Source organism: Microbispora sp. H13382 (assembly GCF_014161445.1).
Classification (GTDB): Bacteria; Actinomycetota; Actinomycetes; order Streptosporangiales; family Streptosporangiaceae; genus Microbispora.
In genome coordinates this window covers 59,865-74,571 of sequence record NZ_JABBXA010000012.1, presented here as the reverse complement: position 1 = coordinate 74,571, position 14,707 = coordinate 59,865, and the positions used below count along the sequence as shown (strand labels likewise).

14 protein-coding genes are annotated in these 14,707 nt (G+C 70.8%); 9 read left to right on the top strand and 5 right to left on the bottom strand.

Going from position 1 to position 14,707, the window contains the following annotated elements:
* Window positions 1–399: 399 nt before the first annotated feature.
* From HHX41_RS23450 to HHX41_RS23440, 3 genes are all read right to left on the bottom strand, one after another.
* The gene (locus HHX41_RS23450; RefSeq protein WP_182907736.1) at window positions 400–870 is read right to left on the bottom strand and encodes a hypothetical protein; all 471 of its coding nucleotides are present in this window, start codon (window positions 868–870) and stop codon (window positions 400–402) included.
* Between the two features lie 650 nt (window positions 871–1,520).
* Entirely contained in the window at window positions 1,521–2,129 is a 609-nt protein-coding gene (locus HHX41_RS23445; RefSeq protein ID WP_169987168.1) for a hypothetical protein, read from the bottom strand.
* A gap of 404 nt (window positions 2,130–2,533) precedes the next feature.
* Window positions 2,534–3,121 (bottom strand): hypothetical protein, encoded by a 588-nt coding sequence (locus HHX41_RS23440; RefSeq protein WP_182907735.1) that lies wholly within the window; start codon window positions 3,119–3,121, stop codon window positions 2,534–2,536.
* A 393-nt stretch (window positions 3,122–3,514) separates the two neighbouring features.
* Here HHX41_RS23440 and HHX41_RS23435 point away from each other — a divergent pair, with 393 nt between their 5' ends.
* Entirely contained in the window at window positions 3,515–4,429 is a 915-nt protein-coding gene (locus HHX41_RS23435) for an alpha/beta fold hydrolase (RefSeq protein ID WP_169987166.1), read from the top strand.
* 98 nt (window positions 4,430–4,527) lie between these two features.
* Window positions 4,528–5,706, top strand: a complete 1,179-nt coding sequence (moeZ, locus tag HHX41_RS23430; protein ID WP_169987165.1) for an adenylyltransferase/sulfurtransferase MoeZ — start codon at window positions 4,528–4,530, stop codon at window positions 5,704–5,706.
* A gap of 61 nt (window positions 5,707–5,767) precedes the next feature.
* On the opposite strand, the gene HHX41_RS23425 is transcribed toward moeZ, so the two are convergent.
* Both HHX41_RS23425 and HHX41_RS23420 read right to left on the bottom strand, forming a co-directional pair.
* Complete coding sequence (locus HHX41_RS23425; protein ID WP_169987164.1) at window positions 5,768–6,079, bottom strand: transcriptional regulator; 312 nt, start codon at window positions 6,077–6,079, stop codon at window positions 5,768–5,770.
* Complete coding sequence (locus tag HHX41_RS23420; protein WP_169987163.1) at window positions 6,079–6,543, bottom strand: hypothetical protein; 465 nt, start codon at window positions 6,541–6,543, stop codon at window positions 6,079–6,081. The genes HHX41_RS23425 and HHX41_RS23420 overlap by 1 nt, the downstream gene beginning before the upstream one ends.
* A gap of 149 nt (window positions 6,544–6,692) precedes the next feature.
* Here HHX41_RS23420 and HHX41_RS23415 point away from each other — a divergent pair, with 149 nt between their 5' ends.
* The 7 genes from HHX41_RS23415 (at window position 6,693) to HHX41_RS23385 (ending at window position 14,681) form a co-directional block, all read left to right on the top strand.
* Window positions 6,693–7,412: a hypothetical protein gene (locus HHX41_RS23415; RefSeq protein WP_169987162.1), complete on the top strand. Its 720-nt coding sequence runs from the start codon at window positions 6,693–6,695 to the stop codon at window positions 7,410–7,412.
* Complete coding sequence (locus HHX41_RS23410; RefSeq protein WP_182907734.1) at window positions 7,406–8,674, top strand: S8 family serine peptidase; 1,269 nt, start codon at window positions 7,406–7,408, stop codon at window positions 8,672–8,674. The genes HHX41_RS23415 and HHX41_RS23410 overlap by 7 nt, the downstream gene beginning before the upstream one ends.
* Window positions 8,675–8,683: 9 nt before the next feature.
* Window positions 8,684–9,589, top strand: a complete 906-nt coding sequence (locus tag HHX41_RS23405) for a hypothetical protein (RefSeq protein WP_249350716.1) — start codon at window positions 8,684–8,686, stop codon at window positions 9,587–9,589.
* The gene (locus HHX41_RS23400; protein ID WP_182907733.1) at window positions 9,583–10,752 is read left to right on the top strand and encodes a S8 family serine peptidase; all 1,170 of its coding nucleotides are present in this window, start codon (window positions 9,583–9,585) and stop codon (window positions 10,750–10,752) included. Before HHX41_RS23405 ends, HHX41_RS23400 begins: the two co-directional genes overlap by 7 nt.
* Window positions 10,753–10,867: 115 nt before the next feature.
* On the top strand, window positions 10,868–11,236 hold the full coding sequence (locus HHX41_RS23395; protein ID WP_169987157.1) for a hypothetical protein: 369 nt from the start codon (window positions 10,868–10,870) through the stop codon (window positions 11,234–11,236).
* Entirely contained in the window at window positions 11,233–11,544 is a 312-nt protein-coding gene (locus HHX41_RS23390) for an MGMT family protein (RefSeq protein ID WP_211592978.1), read from the top strand. Before HHX41_RS23395 ends, HHX41_RS23390 begins: the two co-directional genes overlap by 4 nt.
* Window positions 11,545–11,783: 239 nt before the next feature.
* Entirely contained in the window at window positions 11,784–14,681 is a 2,898-nt protein-coding gene (locus HHX41_RS23385) for a CDP-glycerol glycerophosphotransferase family protein (protein WP_182907732.1), read from the top strand.
* The last annotated feature ends 26 nt before the right edge of the window (window positions 14,682–14,707 follow it).

The window sequence follows — 14,707 nt, the reverse complement described above, 5'->3', positions numbered from 1 at the left end:
CCGGAGCGGGCGTGGCGTTGTGGGCGCCGTCGGGCCCGTACCGTTGATGCGGCCCGGCCGGGCCGGGAAAGGCGTCCTGGCGGGCCTCTCGCCGCAGGAAGCCGCACGGGAGCCCGTCGCCTCGGGTGCCGCGCCCGAGTCCGCCGTATCGGGGAAAAAGTCAGGGCTCCGGCGAGAGTCTCGCCGGAGCCCTTGTCTCTGCTGGATAGAACGGCCGTTCCCGGAGCGCGGAGTGCTCACGGAGCTTGTGACGCCGCGGGAACGTAACTGCGCCTCAGGGCGCCGTTCTCCTGTCGAGGCGGTGGAGGACGGTGTGGCCGGCCGTTTCCGTCATCCCTTCACCTGTCAGGATTCCGAGCGGCGCGGTCGTCTCGCGGGCCGTTGCCGGCCCCGCCTTTCTCAGTTGCAGAAGTTGTTGTTGTTGTTGTTCCAGCAGTTGTTCTGGTTGTTGTTCCACCAGTTGTTGTTCTGGAACCAGCCGTTGTTGAACCAGTTGCTCTCGCGGTTGGTCTTGTCGCTGAAGGCGATCGTGGCGCAGGGGCCGACGATGGCGAAGTTGGAGTCGCTGTCCAGGTTGTCGCAGAACGCGCTCTGGTTCCAGAAGCTCTGGTTGTTCCAGAAGTTGTTGTTCTGGTTGTTGTTGCACCAGTTGTTGTTGTTGCAGCCGTTGTTGAAGCCGTTGCCACAGTTGTTGTTGTTGTTGTTGCCCAGTCCGATGGGAACGAAGTTGTTCTGGGGCGGCATACCGCCGAGACCGAAGAAGCCGTCTCCACAGCCGGCGCTCGCGGCCGTGGCGCTCATGGCGATCGCGCCCCCCGCGATCGCGGTGCCGAGTGCGAGGCCGGCGAGAACGTTCTTGAACTTAGGCATTGCTGTCCCCCTTGAAAGGATTGGAATTCCCCGCATCCTCCGATATTTCTCGCTGGAGATTCGAGAGAAATATCTCTATGGCCCCCCGTGGGCCGGGTTCCTGCGATACGTTGATGTCCGACGCGTGAGGCCGACAAACGCCCTCCTGTAGCTTTTGATCGGCTATTAGGGCTTTATGGCGCGACTTAGAGTAATAAAGGGCGACTTGTCCTGGAATGTCCGATTTCCATCTTGAGTCGGCGGGGGCACAGGCGGACGGAGTGAGGCCGCGCGGTGGACGGGTCGTGGAAGGCGGCGCCGGAGCGGGGTCTGGGATGGCAGATTCGGGCGAGCGCCGTGCCGATCGGAGAGAGCCGTGAGGCGGCGCCTGGCCTGTTCCGGGTCCGCTGGGGGAACTTGCATGTCTGAAGTCCGCCCGGCCGGATCTGGCGCTGGAGAACGTGCCTGTAGTCCGCCCGTGGGGGCGCCCCGCGGCCGGGCAGGGTGGTGGGGGACAGGGGATGGCGGGGCAGCGAGAAGCGCCCGTGCTCCCCGGAGGTCCGTGGACAGGTCCACGGACGCGGTGAGCACGGGCGCCCGTCAATCGATCCCCGGGCCCGCGGCCCGGTTCTCATCGCAGCCGGTCAGCCGGCGGCGCGGTAGGACCCGGATCAGGGCCTCGCGTCCTCGTAGCTAGGCCCCTGCTCCTTCTTCTTCTCCTCTTCCTTCTTCTTGATGTCGGCGTCGACGTCGATGTCGACGTCCTTGGTCTTGGCCTGCGGGTTGATCTGGGTGGCCGTGTTCGTGCGCGGGTCGGCCTGCGAGGACTGGTCCTGCCAGGGCCGGTTGTGCATCTGGTTGTAGTCGCTGGTGTTGGTGTAAGGAATCGTGGAGTTCTGCGACCACTGGGCGTTCCACGGAACCGCGGCGGAGCCGTTCGACGACTTCTGGAACGGCGTCAGAACGAGCGTGAAGTCACGCAGCAGGAACTGGCTCTGGTTCTCCGACTGACGAGCGTGCTGCCACTCGTGGTTCTTGTTCTTGTTCTTGTTCTTGTTCTTGTTACGGCCCTTCTGCCCCTGGGCCTGCCGGTTGGTGTTGTAGTTGCGGTTGTAGCTCGGCCGGACGTAGCGGACGCCGCCGGACGGAGCGGGAACGTACCCGCCCATGACGGTGGCTGCGCTTGCCGTGCCGGCGGTGGCGCCACCGAGCGCGATGGCCGCGCCGCTCAGCGCGGTGCCGAGGGCGAGAAGCCCGGCGATGTTCTTCAACGCGGACATTTGGGTGTTTCTCCTCTGAATATCGCGACCCCGGCCCGGTCCGGTGAGGAACCGGGGCGGGTGGTAGTGGTTCGGCGCCGTCGTGTGTGACGCGGCGCGATGCGTTCGCCCGGCACCGGCGGTCCTCTCCTCGAACACGCCGCCGGTGCTCTGCTTTCTCAACTGCTCTCTGGACTGCGGACGGAGCGGCGGACGCGGGTGGCGCCGGTGCCGTGTCTCGCGGTCATCCGGTCGCCGCCCGTCCCGCCGGGCGGTGTCCGCCGCTCCATCCCTCGCGTGTTTCTTCAGTCGCTCGCGGGATCCGGCTCAGGCGAGGCCGCCGGTCACGAGTCACGGGTGGCCGTCGGTTGCCGCTTCACCCGCCGTGGCCGGCACGTTCACCGAGGCCGCTCGTGCGGATCCGATCAGCGCGCGATCTGCGGATCGACGTCGTAGCCCTTCTTCTCCTTCTCCTTCTCCAGGTCCACGTCGATGTCCGCGTCGATTTCCTTCTTCTTGATGCGCGGGTTGACCTCGGTGGCCGTGTTCGTCTTCGGCTCGGCCAGGGAGTCCTGGCCCTGACGCGGGTTGTTGAACTGGTCGCTGTAGCTGTTCGTGCGCGTGTACGGGTACGACTGCGTGTTGCCGTACTGCCAGTTGTACGGAAGCGCCCGCGCGTCGGTGTCCGTCTTCTGGAACGGCGTGAGGACGAGCGTGAAGTCACGCAGCAGGAACTGGTTCTGGGCCTGGTTCTGCCGCTCGTGCTGCCACTGCTTCGTCTTGTTCTTGTTCTTGTTCTTGTTGGCGTTCAGGGCCTTGTTCTTCTGCCGCTGCCCGTTCCGGTTGCGGTTGTAGTTCACGTAGGGGTAGTAGCCACCGCCGCCCACGTAGCCGCCCATGACGGTAGCGGCGTTCGCGCTGGTGGCGGCGACAGCGGTACCCAGGGTCACGGCACCGCCGGTGAGCGCGGCGCTGATCGCGAGGATCCCGACCAGGTTGTTGAACTTGGGCATTTCATGTCCTCCTTGAAGGATTGTTGCCCCGACACTCCGGCGTTTTCCAAGTCGCTAGGAAAATGCCCTTACTGATGACCCTTGGTGGATCATCCCTGCATTGTCTTGTTTTCCTCACCGTCCGAGCGACAAACGGCGATCAGCGGCTTTTGCCATTCACTTATCGCTTTATTGGCATCGTTGACACCGGTAGGATCACATTGGTCCGAATTGTGATTCCTATCCGCATTTCGAAATGTCCGAATAGGGGTGATATTGGCCCTATGTCGCGCTCGCTGATCGGGGCGAACCCGGATGATCGATCCCACGCCCCCGGGGTAGCGGGAGTGCCCGGCGAGGTGGCGTACGGGCGGGGTTATGGTCGAGAAACGCGAGGCGAACAGGGGAGGACGCGTGGGTGTCGAGCCGATTCCACCGTGGCCCGGCCGGCTCATCGATCTGGGGGACGCGCGCATCCATGTGCGGACGACCCCGGAGGGGCCGCCGGAGACCGCCGTATACGTGCACGGCCTGGCGGGCTCGGCGACCAACTGGACCGACCTGATGGGCGAGCTCGCCGACGACGTGCGGGGGGTCGCCCTCGACCTGCCCGGGGCGGGACACTCCCCGGAGCCGGCGGACGGCGACTATTCGGTCCCCGCCCATGCCAGAGCGGTGGTCCGTCTGGTGGAGACCCTGGGGGAGGGGCCTGTCCACCTTCTCGGCAACTCCATGGGGGGCGCGGTCTCGGTCAGGGTCGCGGCCACACGGCCCGACCTCGTCAGGTCGCTGACGCTGGTCTCGCCGGCGCTGCCCGACCTGCTGCCGAGGTACGGCCCGGCCAGGATCGCGATGTCGGCCGCCCCGCGCCTGGGCGAGCTGGCCGCCCGCTGGCTCAGCGCGCTGCCGCCGGAGCGGCGCATCCATGCGACGCTCAGCATGTGCTACGCCGACGTCGGGCGCGTCCACCCGGAGCGGCTGCGCGAGGCGGTCGAGGAACTGCGCCGCCGCGACGGGCTGCCGCACGCGGGGGCGGCCATGGTGGGCTGCGCCCGCGCGATCGTGCGGGAGTACTTCCGCCTGGGCCCCGACAACCTCTGGCGGCAGGCCGAGCGGGTCTCCGCGCCCACCCTCGTCGTGTACGGCCTGCGCGACCGGCTGGTCCACGCCCGCATGGCCCACCGGGCCGGACGGGTCTTCCACGACGTGCGTCTGGTCACACTTCCGCACGCCGGTCACGTGGCGCAAATGGAGTATCCCGAGCTCGTGGCCCGGGAGGCGCGACGCCTGCTCGCCTACACCAGGGGATCTCTGCGCCGAACAGCCTGATTGGGGAATGCGGGGCTACCCCGGTTAAGTTGTGAGAAGAGCTTGTGATGGGCCCATGGAGCCGAGCGCGACATTGGCACGAAAACGGGAGTGGAACTGTGTCGTTGCCACCGCTGGTAGAGCCGGCAGCAGAGCTGACGGTTGACGAGGTGCGCCGCTACTCGCGCCATCTGATCATCCCCGACGTCGGCATGGCGGGTCAGAAACGCCTGAAGAACGCCAAGGTGCTGTGTGTGGGCGCGGGCGGCCTGGGCTCTCCCGCGCTGCTGTACCTGGCCGCGGCCGGGGTCGGGACGCTCGGCATCGTCGACTTCGACGTCGTGGACGAGTCGAACCTGCAGCGCCAGGTGATCCACGGGCAGTCGGACGTGGGCCGCCTGAAGGCCGAGTCCGCCGCCGCGAGCGTGCGCGAGATCAACCCGCTGGTCAACGTCATCATTCACAACGTCGCTCTCACGACCGACAACGTGATGGACATCTTCTCCGGCTACGACCTCATCGTGGACGGCACGGACAACTTCGCCACCCGCTACATGGTCAACGACGCGGCCGTGCTGCTGGGCAAGCCGTACGTGTGGGGGTCCATCTACCGGTTCGACGGGCAGGCCAGCGTCTTCTGGGCCGAGCACGGTCCCTGCTACCGCTGCCTCTACCCCGAGCCCCCGCCGCCCGGCATGGTCCCGAGCTGCGCCGAGGGCGGCGTCCTCGGCGTGCTGTGCGCGTCGATCGGCTCCATCCAGGTGAACGAGGCCATCAAGGTCATCACCGGCGTCGGCGAGCCGCTCGTCGGCCGCCTGATGATCTACGACGCCCTCGAGATGAAGTACCGGGACGTCAAGGTCCGCAAGGACCCCGAGTGCCCGCTGTGCGGCAAGAACCCGTCGATCACCGAGCTGATCGACTACGAGGCGTTCTGCGGCACGATCTCGGACGAGGCGCAGCAGGCCGCCGCGGGCAGCACGATCACCGCGGCCGAGCTCGAGGCGATGCGCGAGCGGGGCGAGGAGATCATGCTGATCGACGTCCGCGAGCCGAACGAGTACGAGATCGTCAACATCCCCGGCGCCGTGCTGATCCCCAAGGGCGAGTTCCTCAACGGCTCGGCCCTGGAGACGCTGCCGCAGGACAAGAAGATCGTGCTGCACTGCAAGTCGGGCGCCCGCTCGGCCGAGGTCCTCGCGGTCCTGAAGAACGCCGGCTTCTCCGACGCCGTCCACGTGGGCGGCGGCGTGCTGAGCTGGATCAAGACGGTCGACCCCAGCCTGCCGACCTACTGACGCGGAACCGATGACGGCCGCCGCCTCCTGACGAGGCGGCGGCCGTCCGTCGTGGCGCGCCCTATTCGTGTCTGTCCGGCACGACCGTGAGGCCGCTGGGTGCGACGATGCGCTGCAGGTTCTCGACGTACGCGGTGAACGCCGCCCGTCCCTCATTCGTGAGCTTGAACCACGTCTTGGGCCGCTTGCCCACGTAGCCCTTGCGAACGGCGACGTACCCGGCGGCCTCCAGCGCGCTGCCGTGCTTGGACAGGACGGAGTCGCTGACGCCGACGGTGTCGCGGACGAACGCGAACTCCGCCTCCTCGGCCGCCGCGAGCAGCGAGACGATCTGCAACCGGGCCGGCGCGTGGATGACCGGATCGAGCTCCATCAGCGGTTCTCGATCCCGCGGGCGAGCAGCGCGGAGACCCAGCGCCCGACGAAGGGCCCGGTGACGAGCTGGAACGCCGTCATGGCGAGGCCGGCGTAGGTGCGGGCGTAGGCCACCTCGGCCGAGCCCAGGCGGAAGGCGACGGCAAAGCAGATCCCGATGCTCAGGAAGAGCCAGACGGTGAAGACCGCGAGCGCGTCCGCACGCATCAGGCTGCGGTGGGTCGTCATCGTGCGCGTCCGGACGAAGACGGCGATCAGCGCACCCATGCCGGCGCACAGCAGGACACCCGTGATAACCGTCACCGGAACGGGGGTGCCCGGCTCGGTGACGAACTGCACGCCGGTGACGAACAGCCCGACCCCGACGCCGTACCAGGCCGGGAACCAGGGCTGGGATCTGACGGCCTTCGCCTGGGTCTGCCGGATCGCCGCCAGGCTCTGCGCCGCTTCCTCGGGGTTCATGGGGCTCCCTTCCAACACTCTTTCCACTGCGGAAAGTACTTTCTTCTTTCCGAAGCGTCAAGTACTTTCCATGACATTTGTGGGGATGCCGGTCGGTAGGTCGCGTTAAGGTCACTGAAGGAGGGAGGCCACGACGGGACGGAGGCGCAGTGGGCGAGACGCGGACCTGGCCTGCCGTGGCCGTGGCCTCCGCGATCACCCTCGTCTTCGCGATCGTGGGCGGGATCGCGGCCAGCGCCGCCGTCGCCGAACTGACCAGAGGACCGAGCGTCGCCGAGCTGCGCGAGGCCCAGGCGGCCGAGACGGCGCTGCGGTGGGAGCGCTGGCCGGCCGGCCGGATCTTCCCCGCCACGCTGGTGTACACGAGCGAGCAGGGCGGGCGTGAGCTGGCGCGGCGGGTGGGCATCTCCTCGCGCACCGACTGCCGCGGCGCCGTCGACGCGGCCATCGCCGGCCAGATGAGGGCGGCCGGCTGCCGGGCGATCCTGCGGGCCACCTACCTCGACGCCCTGCAGGGCATCGTGGTGACGATCGGCGTGGCGGCCTTCCCCGACGCGCTCGGGGCGCGCTCGGCCATCCCCATCTTTCCGAGCGACGGGTCGGCCGCCCCCGGACTGCGCGCCCTCGCGTTCCCCGGTACGGTGACCGACCGCTTCACCGCGGGCGGACGCCAGGCGCTGACCCTGCGGGCGGCCGGGCCGTACCTCGTGATGACGACGGCCGGGCAGGTCGACGGGCGTCCGGCCCGTGCGCTCGGGGAGCAACGGGACACCATGTTCTCGTTCACCGAGGACCTGGCCGAGGAGGTCGGCGCGATCCTCACCGCCCCGGCGTCCCCGGACTGCACCGCCAAGGAGTGGCGGTGCTGACCGCGCTCCGGCGGAAGGTCCTGGCCGCGTCGGCCGCGGCGCTGCTCGCCCCGCCCGCCGGCGCGTTCCTCGCCACCGGCCCGGCCAGGGCCGACGACGTACGGCTCAGCCAGCAGGACGTGCTGCGCACCCTCGACGTCGACGACGCCTGGCGGCTCACCAAGGGCAGGGGCGTCACCGTCGCGGTCCTGGACTCCGGCGTCGATCCCGACCACCGCGACCTCGCCGGGTCGGTTGTCACCGGAAGGGACTTCACGGTCGGGGCGAACCCGCGCGGGGTGCAGCCGGTGCGCCTGCACGGCACGTACATGGCCTCGCTCATCGCCGGGCACGGGCACGGTCCGGGCGGCGCCGACGGCATCATCGGCATCGCGCCGGAGGCCAAGGTGCTGTCCGTGCGGGTGATCCTGGAGGACGAGGAGCCCGGGTTCCGCACGTTCAACTCCGACACGCGGTACGAGGCCGTGGTCGCCAAGGGCATCCGGTACGCCGTGGACCACGGCGCGAAGGTGATCAACCTGTCGCTGTCGAAGGACATGCCGACGAAGGACGAGCGCACGGCGATCCGCTACGCGATCTCCAAGGGCGTCGTCCTCGTCGCCGCGGCGGGCAACGACGGCGCGGGCAAGCGGACCGCGCCGTACTCCTACCCCGCCTCGATCCCCGGCGTGATCTCGGTGGCCGCCGTCACGTCCACGCTGCGGCGGGCCTCGTTCTCCAACCGCAACTCCTCGGTCATGGTGGCCGCCCCGGGCGTCGACGTCCTCGGGGCCGGGCCGGGCGACGAGTACTGGGTCGGCCGGGGGACCTCCCAGGCGACCGCGCTCGTCTCGGGCGTCGCCGCGCTGATCAAGTCGCGCTACCCCCGCATGTCGCCCGCCCTGGTCGCGCAGGCGCTCACGTCGTCGCCGGCCCGCCGGGGGCCGTACAACACCGGCACCGGATTCGGGGTGGTCAACGCGCACCGGGCGCTGAGCGTCGCGGCCACCCTCGCCCGCCACAGCGCCACGGCGTCGGGGGCCGGCGTGCAGAGCCCCTCGCGTCCCGTCCGCTCGGCCACCGACGACCACGACCCGATCGTGGTCGTCCAGCGCGACACCGGGGCGATCCTCCTCTACGGCGGCATCGCGCTCGGCGCCTTCGCCGGCTCCGGCGCGGGTCTGGCCGTGCTGCTCGTGCTCACGCGGCGCGCGCGCAGACGGCAGCGGGAGGAGGACGACGCGCTGCCGCCGGCTCCTTGGCCGACGGGCCTGCCGACGTAGCATCGAGGTATGCCGCCCGAGCAGTCCCGCACCCCGAAGACGGCACGGACGCCGTCCGGCCTCCGGCGGGCGGGCCCGCGGGCACTGCCGCTCGGCGCGTCAGCCCGCCGCGCCCGCGCGCGGCCCTGGACGGCCTCCAGAGGGCGCGCCGCCGCCGCGCGGGCGGCCAGGGAACGGGCCGAGCTCGAGCGCGGCGTCCGGTTTCGCTCGCTCTACCTCACGATCATGGGTGTCGTCCTCGCCGTCGCGGCGGTGAACGTGCTGCTGGGATCGGTCGGGCTGATCCAGGAGAACAGGTCCCGGCCGCTCACGGACGCCGAGCGCGCCCGCTACGTGGCCGAGGACGTGGCCCGCCGATGGCGCGCGTGGCCCGCCGGGATGGTCTTCCCCGAGGAGCTTCCCTACACGGCGCTCGGCCGCGCCCAGCAGTACGCGCACCGGGTCGGCATCGCCCCCGAGGCGGCGTGCGCGGCCGCGGTCGACTCGCCGGTGGCGTCGGTGCTGCGCAAGTACGGCTGCCAGGCCGTGCTGCGCGCCACCTACGTCGACCAGTCCTCGACGTTCGCCGTCACCGTGGGCGTCGCCGTGCTGCCGAGCGAGCAGGCCCGCGCCGACGCGGCCGGCGAGCTGCCCGTGGACGACCGGGTGGGCGTACGGCCGGTGGCCTTCCCCGGCACGGTCACCGACACCTTCGGCGCGGTCCAGCGCCAGCGCACCGGATGGGTGGGCGCGGGGCCGTACATCGTCTTCTCCACAGCGGGGTACACCGACGGCAGGACTCGTGCCTCCGTCCCCTTGGAGGAACAGGTGAACAGCGAGATGTGGCCCGTGGCCGAGACCGTGGCCGGACGCATCGCGCGCGCCCTCGGAGAGCCCCCGGACGTCCCCCGCTGCACTCAGGGGAACGTGTGCTGAGGCCGGCCTCTCTCTGCGCGGCGCTGACGGCCGTCCTCCTGGGGGCCGGGCCGGCGGCCTGGGCGGCGGCGCCGGGCGGCGAGGACGCGACGTGGGCGCTCGACGCCGTCGGCGCCGCCGCCGCGTGGAAGGTCAGCAGGGGCGCGGGCGTGACCGTCGCCCTGCTCGGCACCGGGCAGCCCGACACCGGCGTGCCCGAGCTGGGCGACCGGGTCGAGCGCGGACCGGACATGACGGGCACGATGTTCGGCGACGAGACGGTGAATTCGGGCGACGACGCGACCGCGATGGCCTCCGTGATCGCCGGGAGTGGGCGCGGCGGGGGGATCTCCGGAGTCGCGCCGGAGGCGCGGGTGCTGTCCCTGCCCGTGGTGGCCGGGCGGCCGCAGGGCGGCTCCGTCGATCCCGAGAGCGCGGCGGGGGAGTCGCAGGACAGCCCGATCGCGCGCGGCATCCGCTACGCGATCGGCCGGGGAGCCAAGGTCATCTGCCTGCCCGTCCCCGTGTACGCCGTGGACCGCGCGGAGCGGGACGCCGTCTCCTTCGCGCTGGCCAGGGGCGTCGTGCTAGTGGCGGCGGCGGGGGACGCGGGCCGGTCGCCCTACGCCCGGCAGAACGGCACCTCCTACTGGGCCTTTCCCGCGGGCTACCCCGGGGTGGTCGGCGTGGCCGCCGTCGACCGCCGGGGCGCCAAGACCGCGGACAGCAGCGACAACCTCTCGGTCCTGGTCGCCGCACCGGGGGACCGGGTGCCGGTCGCTCTCGCCGGCGGCCGCCACGGGACCGTGTCGGGGACCGGAGTGGCCAGCGCGATCGTCGCGGGAACTATTGCACTGATAAAGGCGAAATATCCGGATTTGCCGCCGGAATTGGTGTCGCGCGCTCTGACCTCGACCTCCCGGCCTCACCCGTCCGCGGGTTATGACGACAAAATCGGATTCGGAGTGGTGGACGCGGCGGCGGCCCTGCGGAAGGCCGGAGAGCTGACCGGATACGGCCCCGCCTCGGCGGTCCAGGACGACGCGCACTTCGGCAAGGGCCCGGTCTCGCAGGGCCCCGCGCGCCCGGGGCCGGATCCGGTTAGGCTCTGGATCTACGGCATCGCCGTCCTGCTCGGAATAGGCGGTTTCTGCGCCGGCGCCGTCGCGCTGCTCCGCCGATAACCGAATGCCGGTGATCACATGTTGGCAGCCGTTTCGCAGCATTTCGGACGCGGTACTCCCGATGTTGGTGTTTCCGGTGACACGGCCGGGTCAAGTTTCGCTAAGGTCGCGGCTCATGGGGTACGAGCTGCGCGTAGAGCGTGATGCACCGCTCGCCTACGCCGAACTCGCGAGTGTCTCGGCGCAGGCCGGATTCGAGCTGCGCGGGTCGCACGAGGCGGGCGAAATCGTCGCGCGCCACGGCGACTCCGTGCACCCGGTCGCGACCTGGTCGGGCCGGCTCTTCGGCCAGCCGGGATCGGACTGGCAGGTCGCCCAGCTGGCCCGTCTCACCGACCTCATGGGGGCCCGGCTCCTGGGCGAGGACGGCGAGGCGTACGGCATCAGGAACGGCGTCGTCGAGCAGATCAACGGATCGTCGTCGTACGAGTTCGGCAAGCTCGAAGAGATCATCGCGGCCGGGCCGACCGAGTGGAGCGCTTGAGGGACGGCCGCGGCCAGCCGCCGCCGTACGCGGAGCGGGTGCTCGACCTGGTCGAGCGGATCCCGCGCGGCAAGGTGATGTCGTACGGGGACGTCGCCGAATATCTCGGTGAGGGCGGCCCCCGACAGGTCGGCCGTGTCATGTCGCTATGGGGCGGAGCCGTGCCGTGGTGGCGGGTGATCCACGCCGACGGCACCCCCGCCTCCGGCCTGGAGGCCGAGTGCCTGGCCCACTGGCGCGACGAAGGCACCCCGGTCCGCGGCGCCAGGGCCGACATGCGCGCGGCGCGCTGGGACGGCCGCGCCTGACCGTCGTGGTCATCACCGTAGCCGTCCCGCGGCCCTGACCGGAGGGATGACAAGCCGCACCGTGATCGGTCGGACGAGCGTCTCCGTCCCCGCGTAGTGCCGCTCGTCACCCCGTGCCACAGGGGTGTCACCCGGTGATTCACAGGAAATCCACAGGCTTGCGCGAGTCAGGTCCGGCAGTGTTCCGAGGGCATTACCATTTTCTGAACACAGGTCTGGCGAAGGGTGGTGCCTCCCGTATGACACCCGCACCCACGAGCGATGCCGTCGCCGAGCGACTGCGGGCTGTCCAGGAGCTTTACGACCGGGGCGAGCCGATAGACGCGCTGGTCGCGCTCGTACGCGCGGAGGGGCTCAGCCCCGCGCAGCGCCGGGAGGTCGACCGCGAGGCGATCGCCGGTCCCCTCGGTCTGCGCCTCGACGCCGCAGCCAAGCGCGGGCCCGCCCGCCGCCGCCAAGCCATCGACGTGCTCCGGCCGTACCTCGCGGAGGTCGACCCGAAGGTCAAGGGGGAGCTTCCGGTCGGGCGCCGGGTGGCCTGCCACCTGATCGAGACCCAGGACCCGGGCGAGCTCGCCGAGAGCGACGCACTGAGCAAGCTCGCCGCCGCGGCGGCCGAGCCCTCCCGCCGGGTCAGGCGGGGCCTGCGGTGGTACGCCGACCTGCCGGTCGAGGTCGCCGACCCCTCGCTGCTGCGCCTGCGGGCCGCCGACCTCGTGCCGGTCACGCAGATCGACGACATCACCTGGGTGGGCAACCGCCTGCGGGTGACCGGGCACGCCTACATCGCGGGCCTGTCGGTCCGCAGCGGCCGCTTCAACCGCGCCACGGTCGTGCTGCACGGCCCCCGGTGGCTGCCCCGGGTCCGGATGAGGACCCGCAGGACCTACCGCCCGGAGGCCACCCACGCGGCCCGTGAGCCCGGGTGCAACTACGACTGGGCGGGCTTCACGGCCGAAGTGCACCCCTTCTCCCTGCGCTGGCGTGCCGGGGTGCGGGCCCTGGTGCGCGGCACGAAGCGGGTGCTGCGCCGCCGCCACATCGTCCAGGACACCACCACCTGGCGGGCCGAGATCGTGATCTGGAGCCGCGCCGCCCGCGCCAAGGGCGTGCTGCGCGGCCCGGTGATCGGCCGCACCGAGCGCCCGGCCGGGCTGCAGGTGCGCCCGCGCTGGTGGCTGCGGCCCGTGTGGACATCCGACAAGGCGCTGCAGGTGGTCTACCAGCCGACCCGCGCCCAGCTGACCGGAGTGCGGCTGAACGGCGACAGCGTCGAGCTCACCGGCTTCCTGCCGGGCCGGCCCATCACCAAGGGCAAGGCCCGCGTCGGCGGGCACCGCATGTCGGCCGACTTCACCCCGGTCGAGGGCGGCAGCCGCTTCTCGCTGTCGCTCGCGGTCGGCACCCTGCTCAACGCGGAGTCCCGGCGGCTGTGGGTCGAGCCCAAGGGCGACCCGGCCGCGGCCGTGATGCTGGAGGGCGCGGAGGAGACCCGTCTCCTCGTCGGCGAGCGCGAGGTGACGGTGCAGGGCGACCGGCGCGACCGGGTCGTCATCTCCGGCCACAAGATCCTGCCCGTCATCACCTCGGCCGAGTGGCAGGACGAGTCGATCACGCTCACCGGCCGCTACCCCGACCCCGACCAGGGCCCGCGCGAGCTCGTGCTGCGCCACCGGGGCGGGCTCACGATCCGCGTGCCGGTCGAGCGCGACGGCGACCGGTTCACCGTGCGGCTGTCGCCCGGCGCGATGCCCCGCTTCGGGTCGGCCGTGCCGCTGGCCGAGGGCAGCTGGAACATCTCGGTGGCCCCGCCCGGCAGGTACGGCCCCGCCATGGTGCCCGCCCGGTTCGACCACGCCGGCCTCGACGCCCTGGACGAGAGCCCGCGGGCCATCGGCGGCCGGGTCTACCGGTTCGTCGCCACCCGTTACGACGTGCCGGTGCTGGTGGCGGCCGAGGACCGGCCGGGTGACGAGCGGAGCGCGGCGGGTGTCTGGGCGCTCAGCCGCACCTTCTACCCCGCCGAGCGGGCCCGGCCCCTGCGCGAGGCCACCGTCTACGTCTCCTTCGACGGCCGCGCGTACTCGGACAACCCGCGCGCCATCTACGAGGAGCGGCTGCGGCGCGGCGACGAGAGCGAGCACATCTGGGTCGTCAGGGACGGCGCGTTCGTGCCGCCGGGCTCGCGCGAGCTGGGCCTCGGCGACGGCATGACGCCCACGGTCGTCCGCGAGGGCAGCCGGGAGCACTACGAGGCGCTGGCCCGCGCCCGCTACGTCGTCTCCAACGGCTTCCTGCCGCAGTGGTTCCGCACCCGCGAAGACCAGGTGTGCCTGCAGACCTGGCACGGCACTCCGGTCAAGCACATCGGCCGCGACCAGGCCCACATGAAGCGCGAGCCCCGGCCTCCGGTGTGGCACCGCCAGGCCGTGGAGGTGCGCGGCTGGGACGTGCTGCTGTCGCAGAGCCCGTGGGCGTCGGGCGTGCTGCGCAAGGCCTTCGGCTACGAGGGCGAGATCCTGGAGTCGGGCTACCCGCGCAACGACCTACTCGTCTGCGGCGACCGTGACGCGCTGGCCGCGGAGATCAGGCGCCGGATCGGCATCCCCGAGGGCAAGCGGGTCGTCCTGTACGCGCCGACCTACCGCGACTACGACCGCAGGAACGCCGTGGTCAAGCTCGACCTCACCGACGCGAAGCGGGCGCTCGGCGCCGACCACGTCGTGCTGGTGCGCGGCCACATGATGCAGGCCTTCCCGCACGTGAACGCGCACGACGGCTTCGCGATCGACGTGACGACCTACCCCGACACCGCCGACCTGTTGCTGATCGCCGACGTGCTCGTCACCGACTACTCGTCGGTGATGTTCGACTTCGTGGCGACCGGGCGGCCTGTCGTGCTGTTCACGCCGGACCTGGGCAAGTACCGCTCGTCCCGCGGGCTGTACCTCGACCTGGAGTCACAGCGCCCGGGGCCGCGCCTGGAGACCTCGCCCGAGGTCGTCGAGGCCCTGCGGAACATCGACGCCGTGACCGCCAAGCTGGCCGACCGTTACGCGTCCTTCGTGCGGACCTACGCGCCGCACGACAACGGCAAGGCCACCGCCCGCGTCATCGACCACGTCTTCACGTCCTGACGAAGACCGCAGAACGTCGCGGATTG

Excerpts from the sequence above, each read along its gene's own strand:
- HHX41_RS23440 (WP_182907735.1), bottom strand. The coding sequence starts at position 3,121 with ATGCCCAAGTTCAACAACCTGGTCGGGATCCTCGCGATCAGCGCCGCG.
- HHX41_RS23450 (WP_182907736.1), bottom strand. The coding sequence starts at position 870 with ATGCCTAAGTTCAAGAACGTTCTCGCCGGCCTCGCACTCGGCACCGCG.
- HHX41_RS23425 (WP_169987164.1), bottom strand. The coding sequence starts at position 6,079 with ATGGAGCTCGATCCGGTCATCCACGCGCCGGCCCGGTTGCAGATCGTC.
- HHX41_RS23395 (WP_169987157.1), top strand. The coding sequence starts at position 10,868 with ATGGGGTACGAGCTGCGCGTAGAGCGTGATGCACCGCTCGCCTACGCC.
- HHX41_RS23445 (WP_169987168.1), bottom strand. The coding sequence starts at position 2,129 with ATGTCCGCGTTGAAGAACATCGCCGGGCTTCTCGCCCTCGGCACCGCG.
- HHX41_RS23385 (WP_182907732.1), top strand. The coding sequence starts at position 11,784 with ATGACACCCGCACCCACGAGCGATGCCGTCGCCGAGCGACTGCGGGCT.
- HHX41_RS23420 (WP_169987163.1), bottom strand. The coding sequence starts at position 6,543 with ATGAACCCCGAGGAAGCGGCGCAGAGCCTGGCGGCGATCCGGCAGACC.
- HHX41_RS23405 (WP_249350716.1), top strand. The coding sequence starts at position 8,684 with ATGCCGCCCGAGCAGTCCCGCACCCCGAAGACGGCACGGACGCCGTCC.